Source organism: Cryptosporangium sp. NPDC048952, assembly GCF_043197895.1.
In the GTDB taxonomy this organism is placed as follows: domain Bacteria; phylum Actinomycetota; class Actinomycetes; order Mycobacteriales; family Cryptosporangiaceae; genus Cryptosporangium.
The window spans coordinates 1,205,410-1,226,860 of record NZ_JBICTY010000003.1; the positions used below are offsets into that span (position 1 = coordinate 1,205,410).

A 21,451-nucleotide genomic window follows, 5' to 3' on the forward strand; every position below is an offset into this window, starting at 1 on the left:
GGTTCGAGGCGCATGGGTGCGGGCGCGCCGGCTTCGGGGCGGGTGGGTCAGGCGCGGACTGCGGCGAGGCAGAAGGTGGTCATTCGGTCCAGCTCGGCGCTGGTGGGGCGGGTGGTGGTCCAGAGGTAGTCGGAGAGTTTTCCGAAGACCGCGTTGGCGGCGAGAGAGGCGTCGAATTCGGGGTTCGTGCTGCCGAGCGCGGCGAACGGCTCGTGGAGGAGCCGGCCCAGCGGGCTGCTCGCCGGGTGGCGTCCGGTGGCCAGGCCCTGCCCGGCGCTCCCTCCGTTGTAGAGCACGGCGAGCGTCGTCGCGGCGATGTCGTCGTTCGTCTGCGACATCACCCCCTCCACCCAGCGCCGCACCTGCTCCGCCGGTTCGGACTCCTTGCCCATCTGGTGTGCGAGGTAGCTGCCGAGCTTCTCGGCACCGTCCTCGAGCAGGGCGGTGACCAGCGCTTCCTTCGACGAGAAGTGCCGGTAGAACGCGTCGTTCGACAACCCGGCCGCGGCGACGATGTCAGCCACCCGCGGTCGGGATTTAGTTCCACATTTTTTTATCGTTTCGAGCGCCGCCGCGAGCAATCGCTGCACCTCGTCGGTGTAATCCGGGGCCCGTCGATCACGGGAGCGGGCGGCGATGCGGGAAGCGACGTCTTGCGGATCGCCGTCGCCAAGAATTACGTTCTGCATGCCCAGAATCATATTCTGCGACAGTCCCCACAGCAACGAGGAGAGCCGCGATGGCGTGGGATTTCGAGACCGAACCCGACTACCAGGCCAAGCTCGACTGGGCCGACACGTTCGTCCGCGAAGAGGTCGAACCGCTGGACCTGCAGTGGCCCGGCCTGCAGTTCACCGCCCTGGAGGGCGACCGCAAACGGATCATCGACCCGCTGAAGGACGAGGTCCGCAAGCAGGGCCTCTGGGCCACCCACCTCACGCCGGAGCTCGGCGGCCAGGGCTTCGGCCAGGTCAAGCTCGCGTTACTCAACGAGATCCTCGGCCGGGCGTCCTGGGCGCCGATCGTGTTCGGCTGCCAGGCCCCCGACACCGGCAACGCCGAGATCATCGCCCACTACGGCACGCCCGAGCAGAAGGAGCGCTATCTCCAGCCGCTCCTCGACGGCGAGCTGTTCTCGTGCTACTCGATGACCGAAGCCGAGGGCGGCGCCGACCCGACGCAGTTCACGACCCGCGCCGTCCGCGACGGCGACGAGTGGGTCATCAACGGCCTCAAGTACTTCTCGTCCAACGCGCGCACCGCGTCGTTCTTCATCGTGATGGCGGTGACGAACCCGGACGTCACCGCCTACCAGGGCATGTCGATGTTCCTCGTCCCCGCGGACACGCCCGGCATCAACATCGTCCGCAACACCGGGCTCGCGATGGACGCCGGCGACCACGAGGGCACCCACGCGCTCATCCGGTACGAGGACGTCCGCGTTCCCGCGGACGCGGTGCTCGGCGGTGAGGGGCAGGCGTTCGCGATCGCGCAGACCCGGCTGGGCGGTGGCCGCATCCACCACGCCATGCGGACGATCGGCCAGGCGCAGAAGGCGCTGGACATGCTGTGCGAGCGGGCACTGAGCCGGCGGACCCAGGGCACGCTGATCGCCGAGAAGCAGTTCGTCCAGGGCTACATCGCCGACTCCTACGCCCAGCTGCTGCAGTTCCGGCTGATGGTGCTGTACACGGCCTGGACGATCGACAAGTACAACGACTACCGCAAGGTGCGGAAGGACATCGCCGCGGTGAAGGCGACGATGCCGACGGTGCTGCACGACATCGCGTGGCGCGCGGTACAGGTGCACGGCGCGCTCGGCGTCAGCAACGAGATGCCGCTGTTCCAGCAGGTGCTCGGCGCGTCGGTGATGGGCCTCGCGGACGGCCCGACCGAGGTGCACAAGGTGACGGTGGCGCGTCAGGTGCTCCGCAACTACAAGGCCAGCGACGACCTCTGGCCGACGCAGCACCTGCCGAAGCGGGTGGAGGCCGCGCGTGTGAAGTACGCCGCGCTGCTCGAGCGCGAGGCCGGCAATGAGTGAGGTCGCGGCCGGGATCGGCGTCACCGAGCGCGCGCTGGACGTCGACGCGCTGGCCGGTTGGCTCGACCGGACCGACCTGCCGGGGAAAGGGGCGCCGATCGAGCACCGGTTCGTGACCGGCGGTGCGCAGAACGAGATCTACGAGATCCGCCGGGGCGACCTGCACGCCGCGCTGCGGATTCCGCCGGCGACCGCGCCGGAGAACCGGGACGCGGGAATCCTCCGCGAGTGGCGGATCATCCAGGCGCTCGACGGCACCGATGTGCCCTCGACGAGGGCCTACGCGGTGTGTGACGACAAGGATGTGCTGGGGCGCACGTTCTATCTGATGGGGTTCGTGGACGGGTGGTCGCCGATGGCCACCCGTGGGAAGTGGCCCGCGCCGTTCGACACCGACCTCGACGCCCGGCGCGGCCTGGCGATCGAGCTGGTCGACGGCATCGCCCGCCTGTCGACGGTGGATTGGCGCGCCCGCGGTCTGGAGGGCCTGGGCAAGCCGGACGGGTTCCACGAGCGGCAGGTCGCCCGTTGGACCGCGCTGTTCGACAAGATCCGCGGGCGCGAACTGCCGGGCTTCGACGACGTCGCGGCGTGGCTGCGGGCGCACCACCCGCTGGACTACGTGCCGGGCCTGCTGCACGGCGATTACCAGTTCGCGAACGTGATGTTCGAGCACGGAGCCCCCGCGCGGCTGGCGGCGATCGTCGACTGGGAGATGGGAACCATCGGTGACCCGAAGCTGGACCTGGCCTGGCTGATCGACCGCTGGCCGTCCGACCCGTCGAACGACGCCGGCGGGCCGAGCTACGTCGACCTGCACGGCATGCCGGGACGCGACGCGATGATCGCCCGGTACGCCGAGGTGTCCGGGCGGCAGGTCGACGACCTGGACTACTACCTGATCCTCAGCCGCTTCAAGATGAGCATCGTGCTGGAGCAGGGCTTCCAGCGGGCGGGGGAGAACACCACCCTGCAGGCGTTCGGCGGGATCGCGCTGGACCTGATGGAGCGGGCCGCGTCGCTCGCCGCCTCGACGGAGTACCGCGCATGAGGGCCGAGGACCAGTTCCACGTCGGCATCGTCGTGCACGAGCTGGCCGACGCACGGGAGCGTCTCACCGCACTCTTCGGCTACGAGTGGGCACCGGAAGCGGGCGGGGTGCAGTCGGTGACGCTGGCCTCCGGCGCGGCCGACGTCGAGCTGCTCTGTCAGTACTCCCGGTCGACGGCCCGGGTCGAGCTCGTCCGGAGCGTTCCGGGTAACCCGATCTGGCAGCCGGCGGACTCGGGTGTGCACCACCTGGGCTACTGGTCCGACGACGTCGCGGGGGACTCCGCGGCGCTGGTGGCCCAGGGTTACGAGGTCGAGGTGGCCGCAGGGCGCTGGGCCTATCACCGGTCTGCCGCGGGGCCCCGGATCGAGCTGGTGAGTCGGGCGCTCCAGCCGATGATGGAGCAATTCTGGTCCCGCTAATCATTGATAGTTTTATAATCATCACATGGCAATCCGGGTCGTGCAGTGGGCCACCGGCAACATCGGATCGCGGGCGCTCCGCGGGGTGATCGAGCATCCCGGGCTCGAGCTCGTCGGGGTGTACGCCCACTCGCCAGGAAAGGTGGGCCGGGACGCAGGGGAGCTCTGCGGGCTCGATCCCGTCGGTGTCCGGGCGAGCGCCGACCGGGACGAGATCCTGGCGCTCGGTGCCGATTGCGTGATCTACACGCCGCTGGCCTGCGACTTCGACGACGTGTGCGCGGTGCTCGGATCGGGCGCGAACGTGGTGTCGACGCGCGGGGAGTTCCACCGTCCGGCGTCGCTCGAGCCGGGGGTGCGGGCGCGGATCGAGGAGGCATGTGCGCGGGGTGGCACGTCGATCCACAGCACCGGCAGCAGCCCCGGGTTCATCACCGAGGCGTTGCCGCTGGTCGTGACGTCGATCCAGCGGCGGCTCGACGGGCTGCTGATCGACGAGTTCGCGGACCTGTCCCGGCGGGACTCGCCGGCGCTGCTGTTCGACGTCATGGGGTTCGGCAAGCCGCCGGCCGGATTCGGTGACCGTCGGCTGGTGGCGCTCCGGAACGCGTTCGGCCCGTCGCTCGAGGTGCTGGCCGACGCGCTCGGGATGCCGTTGGACTCGGTGGAGGCGACCGGCGAGTTCGCGGTGACGAAGGATCCGCTGACGATCGCAGCCGGAACCCTCCCCGCGGGATCGGTGGCCGGGCAGCGGATCACGGTGACGGGTCGGCGCGGTGGCGTTCCGCTGTTGACGTTCCGCGCGAACTGGTTCTGCGGTCGGGACCTGGATCCGCACTGGGACCTACGGACGACCGGGTGGCGGGTGGTGGTCGACGGCGACGCGCCGCTCGAGATCGACCTGGTGTTCCCGGTACCGCTGGAGCGCATGGCCGCGATGAGCCCCGCCTACACCGCCAACCGCGCCGTCAACGCCATCCCCGCCGTGGTCGCGGCTTCGCCGGGCATCCGCACGTCCGCCGACCTCCCGCAGATCATCGCGCGCCTGGGCTGAGGGTTGCACGCTTCAGGGGGCTATACGCCGCCAAGGCGTGCAACCCTTGCGGGGGTTGCGGCGCCGGGGCGGGGTTGCGGCGGCTCAGGCCGAGGTGCGGGGGACGACGGTGATTCCGTCGTGGTAGTCGAACGGGGGTGGGGTGCGGTCGGCGAGGAGGTCGACTATCGCGCGGGCGAGCCGGATCCCCGCGTTGCGACCATCGACCGAGATCGTCGTGAGCGGCGGCTCGGCGAACCGCGCGATCGGCAGTTCGTCGGCACCCATCACCGCCAGGTCCTCGGGCACCCGGACGCCGGCCCCGCGCGCCGCCGCGAGCACCGCGAACGCCATCTCGTCGCCGTGGCACGCGACAGCGGTGATCGGATGGCGCCCGGAGCGCCAGACCCGCACCGCGTCGTCCGCCCCCTCCGACGGCACGACGTGCCGCTTGACCTGCGGCAACCCCAGACGCTCCGCGGCGGCACGCGCACCCTCGTACCGCCCGGACGCGAGCCCGGCCGTACGCGCGTCGTCCGGAGCGGCGAACACGATCCGCCGATGACCACGACCCACCAGGTACTCGACCTGCAACTCGCCGAGCAGCCGCATCGACTCGTCGAGATTGGATCCGAAGTGCGTGCCGGGCTGCGGCAGCACCACGGCCGCGCCACTCGCGGTGAACGTCGCGACGTCGGCATCGCTGAACGGAAGCATCCCGGCGACGGCCACCGGCGCGAGCGCGGCCGCCACCTCCCGCGGTGACCGCTGCTCGGCACCGAGCAGGTACGTGACGAGCGTCAGGCCCTCGGCCGCGAGTTCGTCCGCCGCCGTCTCGATCACCGTGCCCATCGTCCCGCCCTGCGGAAGGTCGGGGATCGCGAGCAGCACCGTGCGGCCGCGGCCCCGGCGCAACGCCTGGGCCGGTCCGTGCGGCACGTAACCGAGCTCGGCGGCGGCGCGGAGCACCTTCGCCCGTGTGGTCTCCGGGATCGACTGGCCGGGGGTGTTGTTCAGGACGAACCCGACCAATTGCCGGGAGAAGCCCGAGGCTCGGGCCACGTCGGTGCTGGTCACGCGTGAACGGCGTGCAGTGGCCATTAGCTCAAACTACCTAGAACTCGGTGACACCGGCATCCGGGGCGATTTCGTGCGCCGTGATGAACTTCGATTCGTCGGACGCGAGGAACAGCACCGTGTCCGCGACGTCCTCGGGCTCGGTGCTCTGCACCGGCAGCAGGTTCTGGAACATCCCACCGAGTCGCGGGTCGGTGGCCATCGCCGCACCGATCGCGGCCTGCATGTCCCCGGTACCCATCGGGGTGTTCACACCGGTCGGGTGGACGCTGTTGACCCGGATGCCGTGGCGCGACAGTTCGACCGCGAACGCCTTCGCCATGCCACGGACCGCCCACTTGCTGGTCGTGTACGGAACCATGAACGGCTGCACCTTCAGACCCGCCGCGGAGCTGATCAGGATGATCGAGCCACCCCCGGCCTCCACCAGGTAGTGCGCGCCGGACATCACGGTGTTCCAGACACCGGTGATGTTGGTGTCGATCGTGTCCTGGTAGATCCGCGGCGTGACCTGGTCCCAGGCCCGCGGGATGCAGATGCCGGCGTTCGCGACGATGACGTCGAGCCGGCCGAGCTCGGCCACTCCGGCGTCGACGGCGGCGGTCAACGCCTCCAGGTTCCGGACGTCGACCTGCGCGGACACGATCCGCCGGTCGAGCTTCTCGACGAGCGCCGTGGTCTCGGCGAGGTCTTCCGGCGTGGGGGAGTCGTAGTCGACGCCGGGTAGTTGCCCGGCGATGTCCACGGCGATGATGTCCGCGCCCTCCTGCGCGAGGCGGACGGCGTCCGCCCGGCCCTGCCCGCGGGCCGCGCCGGTGATGAGCGCGACCTTTCCTGCGACCCGTCCGCCCATGAGCACCCCTCGAGGTTGGTAGCACGTGCTAGTCGAACAGGACTGTAGCTCGTTGGACGTTTCGGTTCCATGTCTTCCGTGTGACCCACGGCACGCGTAGGGTGCGTTCCTAGCACGTGCTAGGAAGCGTTCGGCCGGTTGCACACTTCAACGAATTTCCAAGTCTCGAGCCTGTTCAAGCTCTTGAGATTGATAGTTTTAGAACTATACGATGCTCGTGCTGCAGTTAAGGCGCATGGTTTCGACGTGGAGGAACACAGCGGACCGCCCGGAGCGCAGGCCCGCATGTCGCCGCACCTCGGCTCTCCTCCACCTTCAGCAAGAGATGAGGGTGCGTCACGTGTTAAGGCCCATGGAAGGCGTTCGGGTACTCGAGGTCGCGCAGTTCACCTATGTGCCGTCCGCCGGTGCGGTGCTCGCCGACTGGGGCGCCGACGTCGTCAAGATCGAGCACGCCGAGAAGGGCGACGCTCAGCGCGGCCTGGTCAAGGCGTTGGGCCACGACGTCATCTCGAAGGGGTCGACGTTCGCGCCGATCATGGAAGGCCCCAACCGGGGTAAGCGCAGCCTGGGGCTCTCGCTGGAGAAGCCGGAAGCCAAGGAAGTGCTGCACGAGTTGATCCGGCGCAGCGACGTGTTCCTCACGAACTTCCTGCCGGCCGCGCGTCGCAAGCTCGGCATCGACCTCGACGACGTGCGGGCGGTCAACCCGAACATCATCTTCGTGGTCGGGTCAGCATTCGGGCACGCCGGTCCGGAGGCGGAGTCGGGTGGGTACGACGGCACCGCGTACTGGGCTCGCGCCGGCACGGCGGACGCGTTGACTCCCGATGGTGCGGTGGCGCCGACGCCGCCGCCGGGTGGGGCGTACGGCGACAACATCGGTGGGATGACGATCGCCGGGGGTATCGCGGCGGCGTTGTTCGCACGGGCCACGACCGGGGAGCCGTCCGTCGTGGACGTCTCGTTGCTCGGGGTCGGCGCCTGGGCGATCCAGCTCAACGTCAACCTGGCGTTGCAGGCCGGGAAGGCGTTGCCGAAGTTCGCGCCGCGGGCCGGGGGGCAGCCGAACAATCCGCTGACCGGGAACTACCAGACCTCGGACGGTCGGTGGATCAACCTGTGCATGCTGCAGCCCGGGCGGTACTGGCCGGACTTCTGCCAGGCGGTGGGTCGTCCCGACCTGATCGTCGACGAGCGGTTCGACACCACCGAGAAGTTGATGGCGAACGGGTTGGCCGCGGTGGAGGAAGTCACCGCGATCATGGCCGGGTTCACGAAGGACTCGTGGTTCGCTGCCGCGGAGAAGATGGAGGGCCAGTGGGCGCTGGTCCAGGACACGTTCGAGCTGGGTAACGACCCGCAGCTGCAGGCTACGGGGCAGGTCACCGACGTGGTGGACTTCGAGGGCAACACCCAGAAGCTCGTCGCGAACCCGGTGCAGTTCGATCGCACGCCGGCCGTGATCACCCGCGCTCCGCAGTTCGCCGAACACACCGACGAGATCCTGTCCGAGCTCGGCTTCTCCGACGAGAAGTCCCTCGAATTCAAAATAGCCGGAGCCGTGACGTGACGACTCTGCGCGTGGGGTTCATCGGGCTGGGGTCCCAAGGGGGCCCGATGGCTCGGCGGATCGTCGACGCAGGATTCCCGACCACGTTGTGGGCGCGGCGCGCCGAGAGTCTCGAGCCCTATGCCGACACGGCGGCGGCCACAGCCGACTCGCCGGCGGCGTTGGCCAAGGCCAGTGATGTCGTCTGCCTCTGCGTCGTCGACGACGACGGGGTGCGTGAGGTCGGCGCGCAGGTGCTGGACGGGCTGGCCGGCGGTGGCGTTCTCGTCGTGCACAGCACCGTGCACCCCGACACCTGCCGCACCCTGGCCGAACAGGCCGCCAAGCAGGGCGTCGCCCTGATCGACGCCCCGGTCAGCGGCGGGGGTCAGGCCGCCGCCGAACAGCGCCTGCTCGTGATGGCCGGCGGCGACCCCGCCGTCATCGAGAAGACCCGCCCGATCTTCGACACCTACGCGAACCCGTTCCTGCACCTGGGCCCGCTAGGCGCCGGCCAAGCCGCAAAGATCCTCAACAACCTGCTGCTCACCGCCAACCTCGGCGTCGCCGAGGCCGCCTACGCGCTGGGCCGCGCCCTCGAGCTCGACCTCGCGTCGCTCAACAAGGTCTTCGCCTCCGGCAGCGGCAACAGCTTCGCCGCGTCGCTGCTGCTCTCCGGCGAGCCCTACTCGGCCGCCCGGATGACCGAGGTCGCCGGGCCGCTCCTGCAGAAAGACGTTCGGCTCGCGGTCGACCTCGCCGCCGCAGCCGGAGTGGACGCCGGTGCGGTGCTCCCCGCTGCCGACTCCGCGCTCACCTCCATGAAGCACGCTCGCTGAACCCACCGCGCTGCCCTCTAGATAGGGAGGCACTCCCGATGCCGCTCCCCGATGACGCCAAGATCATCTCGGTCGACGACCACGTGATCGAGCACCCCCGGGTCTGGCTCGACCGCATGCCCGCGAAGTACCAGGACGTCGCTCCCCGCATCGAAAAGTTGCCCGACGGCAACGACACCTGGATCTTCAACGGCAAGCCGTCCGGCAACTTCGCGCTGAACGCGGTCGCCGGCAAGCATCCCCGCGAGTTCGGCATGGACCCGCGCAGCTACGACGACATGCGCCCGGGGTGTCACGACATCTCCGAGCGCATCAAGGACATGGACGTCGAAGGCGTCTGGGCGCAGCTCTGCTTCCCGAACATGGGTGGCTTCGCCGGCAGCACGTTCTACGCCAGCGAGGACAAGGAGCTGGCCGCGGAGTGCATCCGCGCCTACAACGACTTCATTCTCGACGAGTGGTGCGCGTACGCCCCCGAGCGGCAGATTCCGCTCGTCATGATTCCGTTCTGGGACGTGCAGGCGTCGGTCAAGGAGATCGAGCGCACCGCGGACAAGGGCGCGAGGTCGGTGAGCTTCCTCGAGGCGCCGCACCGGGTCGGGTTGCCGAGCTACCACACCGACCACTGGGACCCGATCCTGCGGGCCGCCGAGGAGCGCAACCTGCCGCTGTCGGTGCACTTCGGGTCCGGTGGGGCGCCGAGTGGTGTCGCGCAGGACGCCGACATGTTCGTCACGATCGCGTTGTTCGGTATCAACTCGATGATGGCGTGCGTCGATCTGTTGATCTCACCGGTGTTCTACAAGTTCCCGAACCTGAAGTTCGTGCTGTCCGAGGGCGGGATCGGGTGGATCCCGTACATCCTCGAGCGCGCGGACTACTCGTGGGGGCGGCACAAGTTCTGGTGCAACATCGACCAGGAGCGCAAGCCGTCGGAGATGTTCAAGGACCACATCTACGGTGCGTTCATCTCGGATCAGAACGGGATCGACCTGCGGCACTCGATCGGCGTCGATCAGATTCTGTTCGAGAGCGACTACCCGCACTCGGACTGCAACTGGCCGCACACCCGCAAGGTGCTCGGTGAGCAGCTCGCGAACGTGCCCGATGACGAGGCGCTGCTGATCGTCGAGGGCAACGCCCGTCGCATCTTCAACTTCCCCGCCTGATCGACGCCGACTTCACCCATGTCCGGAAGAGGAGGGCCGATGCGGCTCGGCTTCGTCGGCGCCGGCCGCATCGGCCGCCCCATGGTCCAGCGGCTGTCCGCCGCCGGCCACACCGTCCAGGTCCTGACCCGCTCCGAAGCCGCCCGCGCGGCCCTGGAGGCCGCGGCCGCCCCGCCCACGGCTGCGCAGGCCGGGAGCGCGACTGCTGTCGACACACTGAGGCAGGTCGCCGCGGGCGCTGAGGTGGTGTTCGTCTGTGTGCACACCGATGAGCAGGTGCGGGAGGTAGGACCCCGGCTCGTTGCGGCGATGGCGAAGGACGCGGTGCTGGTCGTGCACACCACGGGCAGCCCGGCCACCGCGGACGCCCTCGCCGAACACGGCGTCGAGGTGGTCGACGCACCGGTCAGCGGGGGTCCGCACGACGTTGCAGCGGGCCACATCACCCTGCTCGTCGGCGGCAGCGACACCGCCGTCGAACGGGTCCGCCCCGCGCTGCAAACCTACGGCGACCCGATCCTGCACGTGGGCCCCCGCGGCAACGGCCAACGCGTCAAGCTCATCAACAACGCGCTGTTCGCGGCGAACATCGGCCTGCTCGCGGCAGCCGTCGACCTCGGCGTCCAGCTCGGCATCGAACAGAAGGCACTGCTCGAAGCCCTACCCCAGGGCAGCTCGAACAGCTTCGCGCTGGCGGGTGTAGCCCGCGCCGGTTCGGTCGAGAATTTCGCCCACGCCGCCGGTGAATTCATCGGCAAGGACGTCGCCGTCGTCCGCCGCGTCGTCGCCGAACTCGGCGGTGACCTCGGCGCCCTCGCCGATGCGCACCGGGCGCTCGCCGAGCTGATTCCCGCGCACGCCCACGCGCTCGCATAGATCCCCAGGAGCTCACCCATGACATCGCTCGGAGACCGCCTGCTCATCGACGGCGAACTCGTCACGGCCGGAAGCGGCCGCACGTTCGACAACCTCAACCCGGCCACCGAGGAAGTCATCGGCGCGGCCCCCGACGCCGACGCGACCGACGTCGAAAAAGCCATCGGTGCCGCCCGCCGCGCTTTCGACACCAGCAACTGGTCGACCGACGTGGAGTTCCGCCGCCACTGCCTCACCCAGCTGCGCGACGCCCTGCGCGCGAACGTCGACGAACTGCGGACCATCGTGGTGTCCGAGGCGGGCAGCCCGGTCTCGCTGACCGGTGCGATCCAGCTCGAGGACCCGATCCGGTTCATCGACCACTACATCGACCTGCTCGGCACCTACGAGTTCGAGCGCCCGCTGCCGGAGAAGGAGTTCTACGGCACCGCCACCAGCCGCGTGGTGCGCCGGGAGGCCGCCGGTGTCGTCGCCGCGATCACGCCGTGGAACTACCCGTTCTACCTGAACATCGCAAAGGTCGCCGCGGCGCTCGCAGCCGGCTGCACGGTCGTGCTCAAACCCGCACCGGACACCCCGTTCAGCGCGCTCGCGCTGGGTGCGATCGCCGCCGAGCACACCGACCTACCGGCCGGCGTCCTGAATGTGGTGTCGACCTCGGACAACGCCGTCGCGCAGATCCTCGCGACCCACCCCGACGTCGACCACGTGACGCTGACCGGCTCGACCGGCACCGGCCGCAAGGTGATGGGCGCGGCGTCCGAGACGATCAAGCGGGTCACGCTGGAGCTCGGCGGGAAGTCCGCGGCGGTCGTGCTCGACGACGCCGACCTGACCCAGATCGTGCCCGGCCTGGCGATGGGCATCTGCGTGCACGCCGGCCAGGGGTGCGCCGCGCTGACCCGGCTGCTCGTGCCGCGGAACAAGCTCGACGAGGCCGTCGGCATCCTCGCGGGCGCGATGGGCCAGATGCCGTGGGGCGACCCGACGGACCCCGGCAACATCATGGGGCCGGTCATCAACGCCGCGCAGCGCGACAAGGTGCTCAGCTACTACGAGGCCGGCGCCCGCGAGGGCCGGATCGCGGTCGGCGGCAAGCCGCAGGACCGGTTCGATCGCGGCTTCTTCGTCGAGCCGACCGTGATCACCGACATCGACCCGAAGTCGTCGGTGGCGCAGGACGAGATCTTCGGCCCGGTCATCGTCGTGCTGCCGTTCGACGACGACGAGGACGCGCTCCGCATCGCCGACAACACGATCTTCGGCTTGTCGGCGGCCGTGCACAGCGCGGACTTCGACCGCGCGCTGAACCTGGCCCGGCGGATGCGCACCGGCACGGTCGGCGTCAACGGCGGCATGTGGTTCGACGTCCAGTCGCCGTTCGGCGGCTACAAGCAGAGCGGCATCGGCCGCGAGTGGGGCACCGAGGGTCTCGAGGACTTCCTCGAGACCAAGACCATCGCCTGGCCCACCGCTGCCGGCTAACGGCCGGCGGCCGACTGGCGCCGCCCCCGACCCCACCCACCGCCGCGAAGCGGCGGTCGCACAACGCACAACCGGCGGCCGCGCCGGCGCTGATCCGAGACAGAGAGGTCTGAGATGGCGGGACGAGTAGAAGGAAAGGTCGCGTTCGTAACGGGCGCGGGGCGGGGGCAGGGGCGTAGTCACGCGATCCGCCTGGCTGAAGAGGGCGCGGACATCATCGCCGTGGACATCTGCAAGGACTTCGAGACGGTCAACTACCCGATGTCGTCCTCGGACGACCTCAAGGAGACCGTCGCGCTGGTGGAGGCGCTCGACCGGCGGATCGTCGCGGTCGAAGCCGACGTCCGGGAGCGCTCGCAGCTGATCGCGGCGGTCGAGCAGGGCATCGCGCAACTCGGTCACCTCGACGTCGTCGTCGCGCAGGCCGGCATCGCCCCGATGAAGGGCGAGCCCGCCGTCCAGGCCTGGATGGACGGCGTCGACACGCTCTTACTGGGTGTCATCAACGCGATCCACGCGTCGTTGCCGCACCTCAAGGAAGGTGCCTCGATCATCGCCACGGCCTCGGCCGCTGTCGCGATGACCGGCGCGGGCCTCGGCGCGGCCGGGCAGGTCGGTCAGGACCCCGGTGGCGCGTCGTACCAGTACGCCAAGAAGGCCGTCTGCGAGTTCATCCACGAACTGGCCCGCAACCTCGGCCCCCGCGGCATCCGCGCCAACGCCGTGCACCCGACGAACTGCAACACCCCGATGCTGCAGAGCCCGCCGATGTACAAGGCGTTCCGCCCCGACCTGGAGAACCCGACCCGCGAGGACGCGGAGCCGGCCTTCTACTTCCAGCAGCTGATGCCGGTTCCCTACGTCGAGCCGCGCGACATCAGCAACATGGTGCTCTACCTGGCCTCCGAGGAGGCCCGCTACGTCACCGGCATGCAGATGCGCGTCGACGCCGGCTCGTACCTGAAGTTCCAGGACTACCACGTCTGAAAGGTGCTGCTCCCATGAAGGTTCGTGTCGATCCGGACATCTGCCAGGGGCACACCCTGTGCGCGATGACCGCGCCCAACCTGTTCGAACTGTCCGACATCGACGGCCACGCGCACGCCGTCGACGAGGACGTCTCCGCCGACCAGGAGACCCTCGCCAAGGAAGCCGCGCGCACCTGCCCCGAGCAGGCAATCATCCTGTTCTGAGCGGAGAGCACCATGACGATCGACGATGCCCGGATGATCGAGAAGATCCAGCTCGACAGACACTCCACCCGGTACCGGGAGGAGTTCGAGGAGCTGTCGACCGACTACCACGGACGCTGCCCGGTGGCCTGGAACACCGAACACGGCGGCTACTGGTTCGTGTCGGGGAACAAAGAGTTGTTCGACATCGCACGCCGGGCTGACGTGCTGTCGAACGAGGCCGACCCGGACGGCGTGAAGCGGGGCTACCAGGGGATCTCGATCCCGCATCCGCAGCGTCAACCGGGCTCGCCGATCGGTGGGTTCCTGGAGATGGACCCGCCGGAGCAGCGGCACTACCGACAGGCGCTGAACCCGTACCTGTCGCCGGCCGCGGTGAAGCGCTGGCAACCGGTGATCGACGAGATCACCCGGGCGGCCCTGGACGAGAAGATCGAGTCCGGGCAGATCGACTTCGTCGACGACCTGGCGAACATCGTGCCCGCGGTGCTGACGATGGCCATGCTCGGCATGCCGCTGTCGGAGTGGATCGTGCACTGCGAGCCGTCGCACGCCAGCGTCTACACGCCGCCGAACTCGCCGGACTTCATGCGGGTCTTCCAGCAGATGCTCGAAGCCCGCGCCCACACCGAGGAGTGGGTGCGCAAGATCCGGGAGAACCCGCGGCCAGGTCTGATCGACGGGATCATCAAGGCCGAGGTCAACGGCAGGATGCCCGACGACAGGGACGTCGTCGGCGTCGCCGGGCTGCTCATCGGTGGTGGCTTCGACACCACGACGGCGCTGACCGCGCACGCTTTGGAGTGGCTCTCCGAACACCCGGACGAGCGGGCACGCCTCAGCCGGGAGTGGGACGACCTGCGGGACTCCGCGACCGAGGAGTTCCTGCGGTTCTACACGCCGGCGGTCGGCGACGGCCGGACGATCCAGCTGGACGCCGAGATCAACGGCGTCAAGTTCGAGGAGGGCCAGCGGCTCTGGCTCTCCTGGGCGATGGCCAACCGGGACGAGACGGTGTTCGAGGACCCGCACACGATCCATCTGGACCGTAAGGGCAATCGGCACTCGAGTTTCGGGCTGGGCATCCACCGGTGCATCGGGTCGAACGTCGCACGGGCGACGTTCAAGACGATGCTCCGGCACGTGTTCGACCGGATGCCGGACTTCGTGTGCGACAAGGACGGTGCGGTGCACTACCCGTCGACCGGCGTCATCAACGGCATGAAGAACCTGCCGGCGACGTTCACGCCGGGACCGCGTCTCGGCGCGGGCCTCGACGAGACGATCGAGCGGATGCAGAAGATCTGCGACGAACAGCGGCTCGCCGAGCCGGTCACTGTGCACAGGGACAAAGCGGAACTGACCGACTGACCTCCAGAGACGGCACTCGGGCCTGGGCCCGGGTGCCGTCTCGCGCACTCGCTGGAGCGAACATGCCCGATGACAAGCGCATCAGCTTGGACCGGCTCTCCTCGCGTTACCGCGAGGACTTCGAGTCCCTGGCCGACGAGTTTCACGGAAGGTGCCCGGTGGCGTGGAACGACACGCACGGCGGGTACTGGTTCACCAGCGGGAACAAGGAAGTGTTCGACATCGCGCGGCGGGCCGACATCCTGTCGCACGAGAACGACCCGGACGAGGTGAAGCGCGGCTACTGGGGCATCACGATCCCTCCGCCGCCGCGGATGCCGGGGGAGCCGATCGGTGGGTTCCTGGAGATGGATCCGCCGGAGCAGCGGCACTACCGGCAGGCGCTCAACCCGTACCTGTCGCCGGCGGCGGTGAAGCGCTGGCAGCCGGTGCTGGACGAGATCACGCGGGCCGCGCTGGACGAGAAGATCGAGTCCGGGCGGATCGACTTCGTCGACGACTTCGTCAACATCGTGCCCGCGGTGCTGACGATGGCGATGCTCGGGATGCCGCTCGCCGAGTGGGTCATCCACTGCGAACCGGCGCACGCCACCGTGTACACGCGGATGGACTCGCCGGAGATCATGGACGTCTTCACCAAGTACCTGGACGCCCGGAACCGGTCGGAACACTGGATCAACCAGATCCGGGAGACCCCGCGCCCCGGCCTGATCGACGCGCTGATCAAGGCAGAGGTCAACGGGGGCAGGCCGACCCACCGGGACGTCCTCGGCGCGGTGGGGCTCCTCATCGGCGGTGGCCTGGACACGACGACGTCGTTGAGCGCACACGCGCTCGAGTGGCTCTCCGAGAACCCGGCGGAGCGTACGCGTCTCAGCGCCGAGTGGGACACGCTGCGCGACACCGCGACCGAGGAGTTCCTGCGGTACTACACCCCCGCCCAGGGGGACGGCCGGACGATCTCCGCGGACTGCGAGATCGCCGGCACGCGGTTCACCGAGGGCGACCGCATCTGGATGTCGTGGGCGATGGCCAACCGGGACGCGACCGTGTTCGAGGACCCGCACAGCGTCCAGCTGGACCGCAAGGGCAACCGGCACGCGAGCTTCGGGCTGGGCATCCACCGGTGCATCGGTTCGAACGTCGCGCGGGCGACGTTCAAGACGATGATCCGCCACGTCCTGGACCGGATGCCCGACTTCGTCTGCGAGAAGGACGGGGCCGTGCACTACGACACCACCGGAATCATCAACGGGATGAAACACCTGCCCGCGACGTTCACTCCCGGTCCGCGTCTGGGCCCGGGACTCGACGAAACGATCGCGAAGCTGCAGGTCGTCTGTGACGAGCAGCGGCTGGCCGAACCGGTCACCGTCCGCACGTCCAGCGCTCAGCTCTAGAGGAGAAACACCCATGACGTACGTGGTCGCCGAGCCGTGTGTCGACGTCCTCGACCGCGCCTGCCTCGAGGAATGCCCTGTGGAGTGCATCTACGAGGGTGGCCGGATGGCGTACATCCAGCCGGAGGAGTGCGTCGACTGCGGCGCGTGCGAGCCGGTCTGCCCGGTGGAGGCGATCTTCTACGAGGACGACCTGCCCGAGCACTACGGGCCGTTCGCCGAGGCGAACGTGGTCTTCTTCGCGTCGATCGGCTCGCCGGGTGGGGCGTCCAAGGTTTCCGGCCCGCAGCCGGACGTCGCCTTCGTGGCGGCCCTGCCGGTCAAGGAGTCCGAATGAACGCGCCGCTCCCGTACGTCACGATCCTGAACGAGTTCTACTGGAAGTCCGGAGCCGACGGGGTGCTCCGCATGCAGCAGTGTTCGGAGTGCGAGGGCTTCGTTCACCCGCCGAAGCCGGCGTGCCCCCGATGCCGCAGCACCGCGCTGGAGATCCGCGACCTCTCGGGTGAAGGCACGGTCGTGAGCTTCACCGTGAATCACCGGTTCGGGCTGCCGGGGCTCCCGCCGCCGTACGTGATCGCGCGGGTCGTACCGGACGAGGACCCGCGCGTGCGGCTCACGACTCGCCTGCTGGGGGTCGAGGAGCCCACCCTCGGCCAGCGCGTGCGGGTCGAGTTCGAGCAGGTCGAGGACGTCTGGCTGCCGCTCTTCCGGGCGATCGACGGGGAACCGGGGCTGATCGCTGAGGACGAGGAAGGACCGGAGGAGATCCGGGCCCGCGTCCGGCCTCTGCTCACCACGCGCAAGTTCGAGGACGACGTCGTGTTGTCCGGCGTCGGCGCGTCTCCGATGGGTCGGCGGCTGCGGGTCGACCCGCTCGTGCTCACCGTCCAGGCGTGCGAGGCGGCCGTCGCCGACGCGGGCCTGACGATGGACGACATCGACGGTCTTTCGAGCTACCCCGGCGGCGGCCCGGCCGGCGGCTTCGGCGAGGGCGGCGTCACCGCGCTGGAAGCCGCGCTGCGCACCCGCCCGACCTGGTACAACGGCGGCGCCGAGACCTTCGGTCCCGGCGGTTCCGTGATCGCCGCGATGCTTGCTGTCTCCGCCGGGCTGGCCCGTCACGTGCTCTGTTTCCGCACGATCTGGCAATCGACGCACGACGAGATGCAGAAACACGGCGAGATCCCTTCGATGGGGAGCCGCGTCCCCGGCGACAGCGGCTGGTCCGTGCCGTTCGGCGCCACCTCCGCGGCCCACGGCCTGGCGATGAACGCCCAGCGTCACTTCCAGAAGTACGGCACCACCCGGGAGACGCTCGGCTGGATCGCGCTCAACCAGCGCGCGAACGCCGCTCTGAACCCGACCGCGACCTACCGCGACCCGATGGACATGGACGACTACCTGGGCGCGCGGCTGATCACGACGCCGTTCGGCCTCTACGACTGCGACGTGCCGGTGGACGCGGCGATCGCGGTGATCGTCTCCGCGGCGGACACCGCGAACGACCTGCGCAGGCCGCCGGTGCGCGTGGAAGCCGTCGGCACCCAGCTGCTCGAACGTGTCGAGTGGGACCAGTCGACGTCCACGCACGAACCACAGGTACTCGGCCCGGCCGCCCACCTCTGGACCCGTACCTCACTGCGCCCGGACGACGTCGACGTGGCCCAGCTCTACGACGGGTTCACGTTCAACTGCCTGTCCTGGCTCGAGGCGCTCGGGTTCTGCGGCATCGGCGAGGCCAAGGACTTCCTGGACGGCGGCAAGAACATCGCCAGAGACGGTGTCCTACCCCTGAACACCCACGGGGGCCAGCTCTCGCACGGCCGCACCCACGGCATGGGCCTCCTGCAGGAGGCGATCGTGCAGCTCCGCGGCGACGCGGGGGAGCGCCAGGTCGCCGGCGCCCGCACCGCGGTCGTGAGCAGCGGCGGACTCACCCCGAGCGGCGTGCTGCTCCTCCGGAGGGATTGACATGGACCACGTCGTCGTAGTCGGCGCCGGCCTCGGCGGTGTCCGGGTCGTGGAGCAGTTGCGTGCCAACGGGCACGAGGGTCGTATCACGCTGGTCGGCGCCGAGGAGCACCCGCCGTACGACCGGCCGCCGCTCTCCAAGCAGGTGCTCTCGGGCGTCTGGGACGCCGAGCGGGTGGTGCTGAAAGACAAACCCGCTCTGGACGGTCTGAACGTGGCTTACCGCTTCGGGTCGGCGGCCGTGGCGCTCAACGACACCACCGTCGAACTCGAGGACGGTTCCACCGTCACCGGCGACGCGATCGTCATCGCCACCGGTGTCGCCGCGCGCACGATCCCCGGCCAGCCCGAAGGCGTCTGGACACTGCGCACGCTCGACGACGCCACCGCGCTGCGCGACGCCCTGGGCGACTCGCAGTCGCTGCTCGTCGTCGGCGGCGGTTTCATCGGCGCGGAGGTGGCGCACGCGGCGCGCCAGCGCGGGCTCGACGTCACCGTGCTGGAGGCGATGCCGACGACGTGCCAGCACGCGCTCGGGCCGGAGCTCGGCGCGCTGACCAACCGGCTGTTCACCGAGGCCGGCGTCGACCTGCGCTGCGGCACCCGGATGACGCGGTTCGTCGACGCGCACACCGTGGAACTCGCGGACGGCAGCACGCTTTCGGCGGACATCGTGCTGGTCGGGATCGGCGCGACGCCCGACGTCTCCTGGCTGGGGCTGGAGACGAACGGCATCCACTGCGACCGCACCGGCCGGGTCGACGGCGCGTCCTCCACCTGGGCGCTCGGTGACGTCGCGGCCTGGTGGGACGACGTGCGCGGCGCCCGCTGCCGCACCGAGCACTGGACGACCACCGTGGACCAGGCCGCGATCGTCGCGCGCGACATCCTCGGCGCGGAACTCCCGCCGCCGTCGGTGCCGTACGTCTGGTCCGACCAGTTCGGGCTGAAGATCCAGCTCGTCGGACGGCCCGACCTGGCCGACAACCTCCTCCCGCTGACCGGGGAGGGCTTGGACGGCGGCCCGGTGCGCGGCACCGTGGTCGCCTATTTCGCCGGCGACACCGTCGTGGGTGTCGCGGCGTTCGGCGCACCGCGCTTCCTGCCTCGTCTACGCGGGCAGGTGGCGGCAGGTGCCCACCGCGGAACCATCACCTCGCTCATGCAGGAGCTGATCGGCGGCGTCGTGCGCTGAGGCTCCCCGACCAAAGGACAGCGTTGTCCAGACTCGACAACCCCTACAGACCCACTACCCCCGTTCGTACCGAGCGGGGACTCCGAACCCCTCACCTCGTCGCACTGCTTGTCGTCGCCCATGCACCGCTCATGCTGCTCTGGTCCGTCATGCCCGCCGCCTGGTCCTACGGCCGGGTGGTCGCGACACCCCTGATCTTCCTGCTCGCCGGCGTGATCCTGCTCGGATACGTCGTCGGCTACCGCGGGCTCGGACGCCAGATCCGGCACCCCGGCGGCCTCTACGTCCAGGTGACGTTCGGCCTGGGCCGCGTCGTGGGCCTGGGCACCGCGGCGCTCGTGTTCGTCGCGTACCTCGGTATCGCCGCCGGGTTCTACGGGTTCCTCGCCCGGGTCCTGCAGGCACTCGTCGCCAGCGTGTTCGGCGTCGACCTCGCACCGACTGTCGCACTGCTGATCGGGCTGGCCGTCATTCTGGCGGCGATCCGCCTGTCGCTGCGCGCGATCGCCTGGATCGCGATCGTCGTCGCGATCGAGCAGACGGTCGGCGTGCTCTGGTTCGACCTGGTCGCGCTGCGCAACCCGGCCGGTGGCGGCAGCGTCTCGTTCCAGAGTCTGGACCCGGCGTGGTTGCTGTCCGGCTCGTTCGCTGTCGCGCTCGTGTTCGCGGTGACCGCGTTCGTCGGGTCCGAGGTCGGTACGTCGTACAGCACCGAGCTGGCTGATCCGGCGCGTTCGGTGCCGAAGGCCACCTCGTTGTCGTACGGGCTCACCACGCTGGTGCTGGTGTTCAGTGCCTGGGCGGTGAGTGTGGCGGCCGGAGCGGAGAACGCTGCCGCGTCGCCCGCTGACGGTGTAACGCTGGTGCCGGCGCTCGTCGTCCAGTTCGCCGGGGTCGGAACGCAGTCGCTGGTGCTGGACCTCGTGTTGACGAACCTGGTCATCGGCCTGTTCGTCACCGCGATCGTGATCAACAACGCTGCCTCGCGGCAGTTGGCGGGGTTGGCGCGGGACGGGGTCCTGCCGCCGGTGTTCCGGGTCGAGCGGCCGGGGGAGCAGCCGCCGGTGCCTGCCCGGCTCGTCCAGCCGGTCGTCGGTGGGTTGGTCGCGCTCGCCGCGTCGTTCTCGGAGACCGGTGTGCTGGCGCAGTGGCTGATCGTCGCGGCCGGGCTGTCGATCGTCGGCTCGCTGACGTTGGCCTCGGCGGCGACTGCTCTGTGGTTCATGCGTGGGGAGGCCGACGAAGGTGGCTTCTTCGGGTGGGAGGGCCAGGTGGTGGCGGGGGTCAGTGCGGTGTTCCTGACCGGTGGCCTGTTCCTCTACGGCGTCCTGCGGCTGCGCACTGTCGTGCCCGGCGCCCCGGCGTACGCCGCGTGGCTGGTCCCCGCGCTGATCGCTGTGGTCTTCTGCGCCGGTGCGCTGTACGCGCTCACGCTGCGAAGTTCGCGCCCCACGGTGTACGCCGCGATCGGCAAGGGAATCGCGACGGCGGTGCCCCCGCCGCCGGTGCAGCCGCGGCCGGCGTCTCCGCCGCCGGTGCAGCCGCGACGGTTCTGAGCGCGACGGAGGGGGCGGCCGAATCGGCCGCCCCCTCCGTCATGTGCTCAGTCCGATGCCGGTAGGGGCTGGGCGGTCTTGATCGTGAGCGTTCGGCCGTCGACAGCGATCTCACCGGGCCCAGCCGCCACGCACAACATCTCCAGCTCGCTGTCCGCGTCCAGGTACCGCTTCCCCAGCAGCGTGTGACGCTGCGCCGGATCCGCAAGCGGCAGCGACCCGTCAGCCTTGTCGTCCGGCCGCAGCATCGGCGCCCCGGCGCAGGAGATCGTCACGTCCCCCTTCGGCACCTTGACGACGATCGCTTCGACGCTGGACACAGCGCTACGCAGGCGCTGCCCGACGGAGTAGGTAGGCATCG

The 21,451-nt window shown here is 69.5% G+C and carries 21 protein-coding genes; 17 read left to right on the plus strand and 4 right to left on the minus strand.

The features are described from left to right. Positions 1-47 precede the first annotated feature (47 nt). Positions 48-701 carry a TetR/AcrR family transcriptional regulator gene (locus ACGFY5_RS21690; protein WP_392722577.1) on the minus strand — a complete coding sequence of 218 codons (654 nt, stop codon included), beginning with the start codon at positions 699-701 and terminating at the stop codon, positions 48-50. 38 nt (positions 702-739) lie between these two features. Between ACGFY5_RS21690 and ACGFY5_RS21695 the strand changes: the two genes are divergently transcribed. Genes ACGFY5_RS21695 through ACGFY5_RS21710 form a run of 4 tightly spaced genes read left to right on the plus strand, consistent with a single transcriptional unit; the run spans position 740 to position 4,571 of the window. Then, positions 740-2,044 carry an acyl-CoA dehydrogenase family protein gene (locus ACGFY5_RS21695; RefSeq protein WP_392722232.1) on the plus strand — a complete coding sequence of 435 codons (1,305 nt, stop codon included), beginning with the start codon at positions 740-742 and terminating at the stop codon, positions 2,042-2,044. Next, the gene (locus ACGFY5_RS21700) at positions 2,037-3,095 is read left to right on the plus strand and encodes a phosphotransferase family protein (protein ID WP_392722234.1); all 1,059 of its coding nucleotides are present in this window, start codon (positions 2,037-2,039) and stop codon (positions 3,093-3,095) included. The genes ACGFY5_RS21695 and ACGFY5_RS21700 overlap by 8 nt, the downstream gene beginning before the upstream one ends. After that, positions 3,092-3,517 (plus strand): VOC family protein, encoded by a 426-nt coding sequence (locus ACGFY5_RS21705; RefSeq protein ID WP_392722236.1) that lies wholly within the window; start codon positions 3,092-3,094, stop codon positions 3,515-3,517. Before ACGFY5_RS21700 ends, ACGFY5_RS21705 begins: the two co-directional genes overlap by 4 nt. 25 nt (positions 3,518-3,542) lie before the next feature. Further along, positions 3,543-4,571: a dihydrodipicolinate reductase gene (locus tag ACGFY5_RS21710; protein WP_392722237.1), complete on the plus strand. Its 1,029-nt coding sequence runs from the start codon at positions 3,543-3,545 to the stop codon at positions 4,569-4,571. Positions 4,572-4,655: 84 nt separating this feature from the next. On the opposite strand, the gene ACGFY5_RS21715 is transcribed toward ACGFY5_RS21710, so the two are convergent. Then, a complete protein-coding gene (locus ACGFY5_RS21715) occupies positions 4,656-5,627 on the minus strand; it encodes a LacI family DNA-binding transcriptional regulator (protein ID WP_392722239.1) in 972 nt (323 codons plus the stop codon). Positions 5,628-5,664: 37 nt separating this feature from the next. After that, positions 5,665-6,480 (minus strand): mycofactocin-coupled SDR family oxidoreductase, encoded by an 816-nt coding sequence (locus tag ACGFY5_RS21720; protein WP_392722241.1) that lies wholly within the window; start codon positions 6,478-6,480, stop codon positions 5,665-5,667. A 340-nt stretch (positions 6,481-6,820) separates the two neighbouring features. On the opposite strand from ACGFY5_RS21720, the gene ACGFY5_RS21725 reads away from it, so the two are divergent. From ACGFY5_RS21725 to ACGFY5_RS21785, 13 genes are all read left to right on the plus strand, one after another. Next, entirely contained in the window at positions 6,821-8,053 is a 1,233-nt protein-coding gene (locus tag ACGFY5_RS21725) for a CaiB/BaiF CoA transferase family protein (protein ID WP_392722243.1), read from the plus strand. Between the two features lie 5 nt (positions 8,054-8,058). After that, positions 8,059-8,871, plus strand: a complete 813-nt coding sequence (locus ACGFY5_RS21730; RefSeq protein WP_392722578.1) for an NAD(P)-dependent oxidoreductase — start codon at positions 8,059-8,061, stop codon at positions 8,869-8,871. Positions 8,872-8,909: 38 nt separating this feature from the next. Then, positions 8,910-10,040 carry an amidohydrolase family protein gene (locus ACGFY5_RS21735; RefSeq protein ID WP_392722245.1) on the plus strand — a complete coding sequence of 377 codons (1,131 nt, stop codon included), beginning with the start codon at positions 8,910-8,912 and terminating at the stop codon, positions 10,038-10,040. A 39-nt stretch (positions 10,041-10,079) separates the two neighbouring features. Next, the gene (locus ACGFY5_RS21740; RefSeq protein ID WP_392722247.1) at positions 10,080-10,916 is read left to right on the plus strand and encodes an NAD(P)-dependent oxidoreductase; all 837 of its coding nucleotides are present in this window, start codon (positions 10,080-10,082) and stop codon (positions 10,914-10,916) included. 18 nt (positions 10,917-10,934) lie between these two features. Further along, on the plus strand, positions 10,935-12,401 hold the full coding sequence (locus ACGFY5_RS21745; RefSeq protein WP_392722248.1) for an aldehyde dehydrogenase family protein: 1,467 nt from the start codon (positions 10,935-10,937) through the stop codon (positions 12,399-12,401). A gap of 114 nt (positions 12,402-12,515) precedes the next feature. Continuing rightward, positions 12,516-13,388, plus strand: coding sequence for a mycofactocin-coupled SDR family oxidoreductase (locus tag ACGFY5_RS21750; RefSeq protein WP_392722249.1), 873 nt, complete (start codon positions 12,516-12,518; stop codon positions 13,386-13,388). Between the two features lie 14 nt (positions 13,389-13,402). Next, entirely contained in the window at positions 13,403-13,594 is a 192-nt protein-coding gene (locus tag ACGFY5_RS21755) for a ferredoxin (protein WP_392722250.1), read from the plus strand. Positions 13,595-13,606: 12 nt separating this feature from the next. After that, positions 13,607-14,965, plus strand: coding sequence for a cytochrome P450 (locus ACGFY5_RS21760; protein WP_392722251.1), 1,359 nt, complete (start codon positions 13,607-13,609; stop codon positions 14,963-14,965). A gap of 62 nt (positions 14,966-15,027) precedes the next feature. Next, entirely contained in the window at positions 15,028-16,365 is a 1,338-nt protein-coding gene (locus ACGFY5_RS21765; RefSeq protein ID WP_392722252.1) for a cytochrome P450, read from the plus strand. Positions 16,366-16,378: 13 nt separating this feature from the next. After that, positions 16,379-16,702, plus strand: a complete 324-nt coding sequence (fdxA, locus tag ACGFY5_RS21770; RefSeq protein ID WP_392722254.1) for a ferredoxin — start codon at positions 16,379-16,381, stop codon at positions 16,700-16,702. After that, positions 16,699-18,339, plus strand: a complete 1,641-nt coding sequence (locus ACGFY5_RS21775; protein WP_392722256.1) for an OB-fold domain-containing protein — start codon at positions 16,699-16,701, stop codon at positions 18,337-18,339. The genes fdxA and ACGFY5_RS21775 overlap by 4 nt, the downstream gene beginning before the upstream one ends. A 1-nt stretch (position 18,340) precedes the next feature. Beyond that, the gene (locus ACGFY5_RS21780; protein ID WP_392722257.1) at positions 18,341-19,534 is read left to right on the plus strand and encodes an NAD(P)/FAD-dependent oxidoreductase; all 1,194 of its coding nucleotides are present in this window, start codon (positions 18,341-18,343) and stop codon (positions 19,532-19,534) included. Positions 19,535-19,665: 131 nt separating this feature from the next. After that, on the plus strand, positions 19,666-21,090 hold the full coding sequence (locus ACGFY5_RS21785; protein ID WP_392722258.1) for an APC family permease: 1,425 nt from the start codon (positions 19,666-19,668) through the stop codon (positions 21,088-21,090). A 47-nt stretch (positions 21,091-21,137) separates the two neighbouring features. Here ACGFY5_RS21785 and ACGFY5_RS21790 read toward each other — a convergent pair whose 3' ends face one another. Continuing rightward, complete coding sequence (locus ACGFY5_RS21790; RefSeq protein ID WP_392722260.1) at positions 21,138-21,449, minus strand: hypothetical protein; 312 nt, start codon at positions 21,447-21,449, stop codon at positions 21,138-21,140. Between the last annotated feature and the right edge of the window lie 2 nt (positions 21,450-21,451).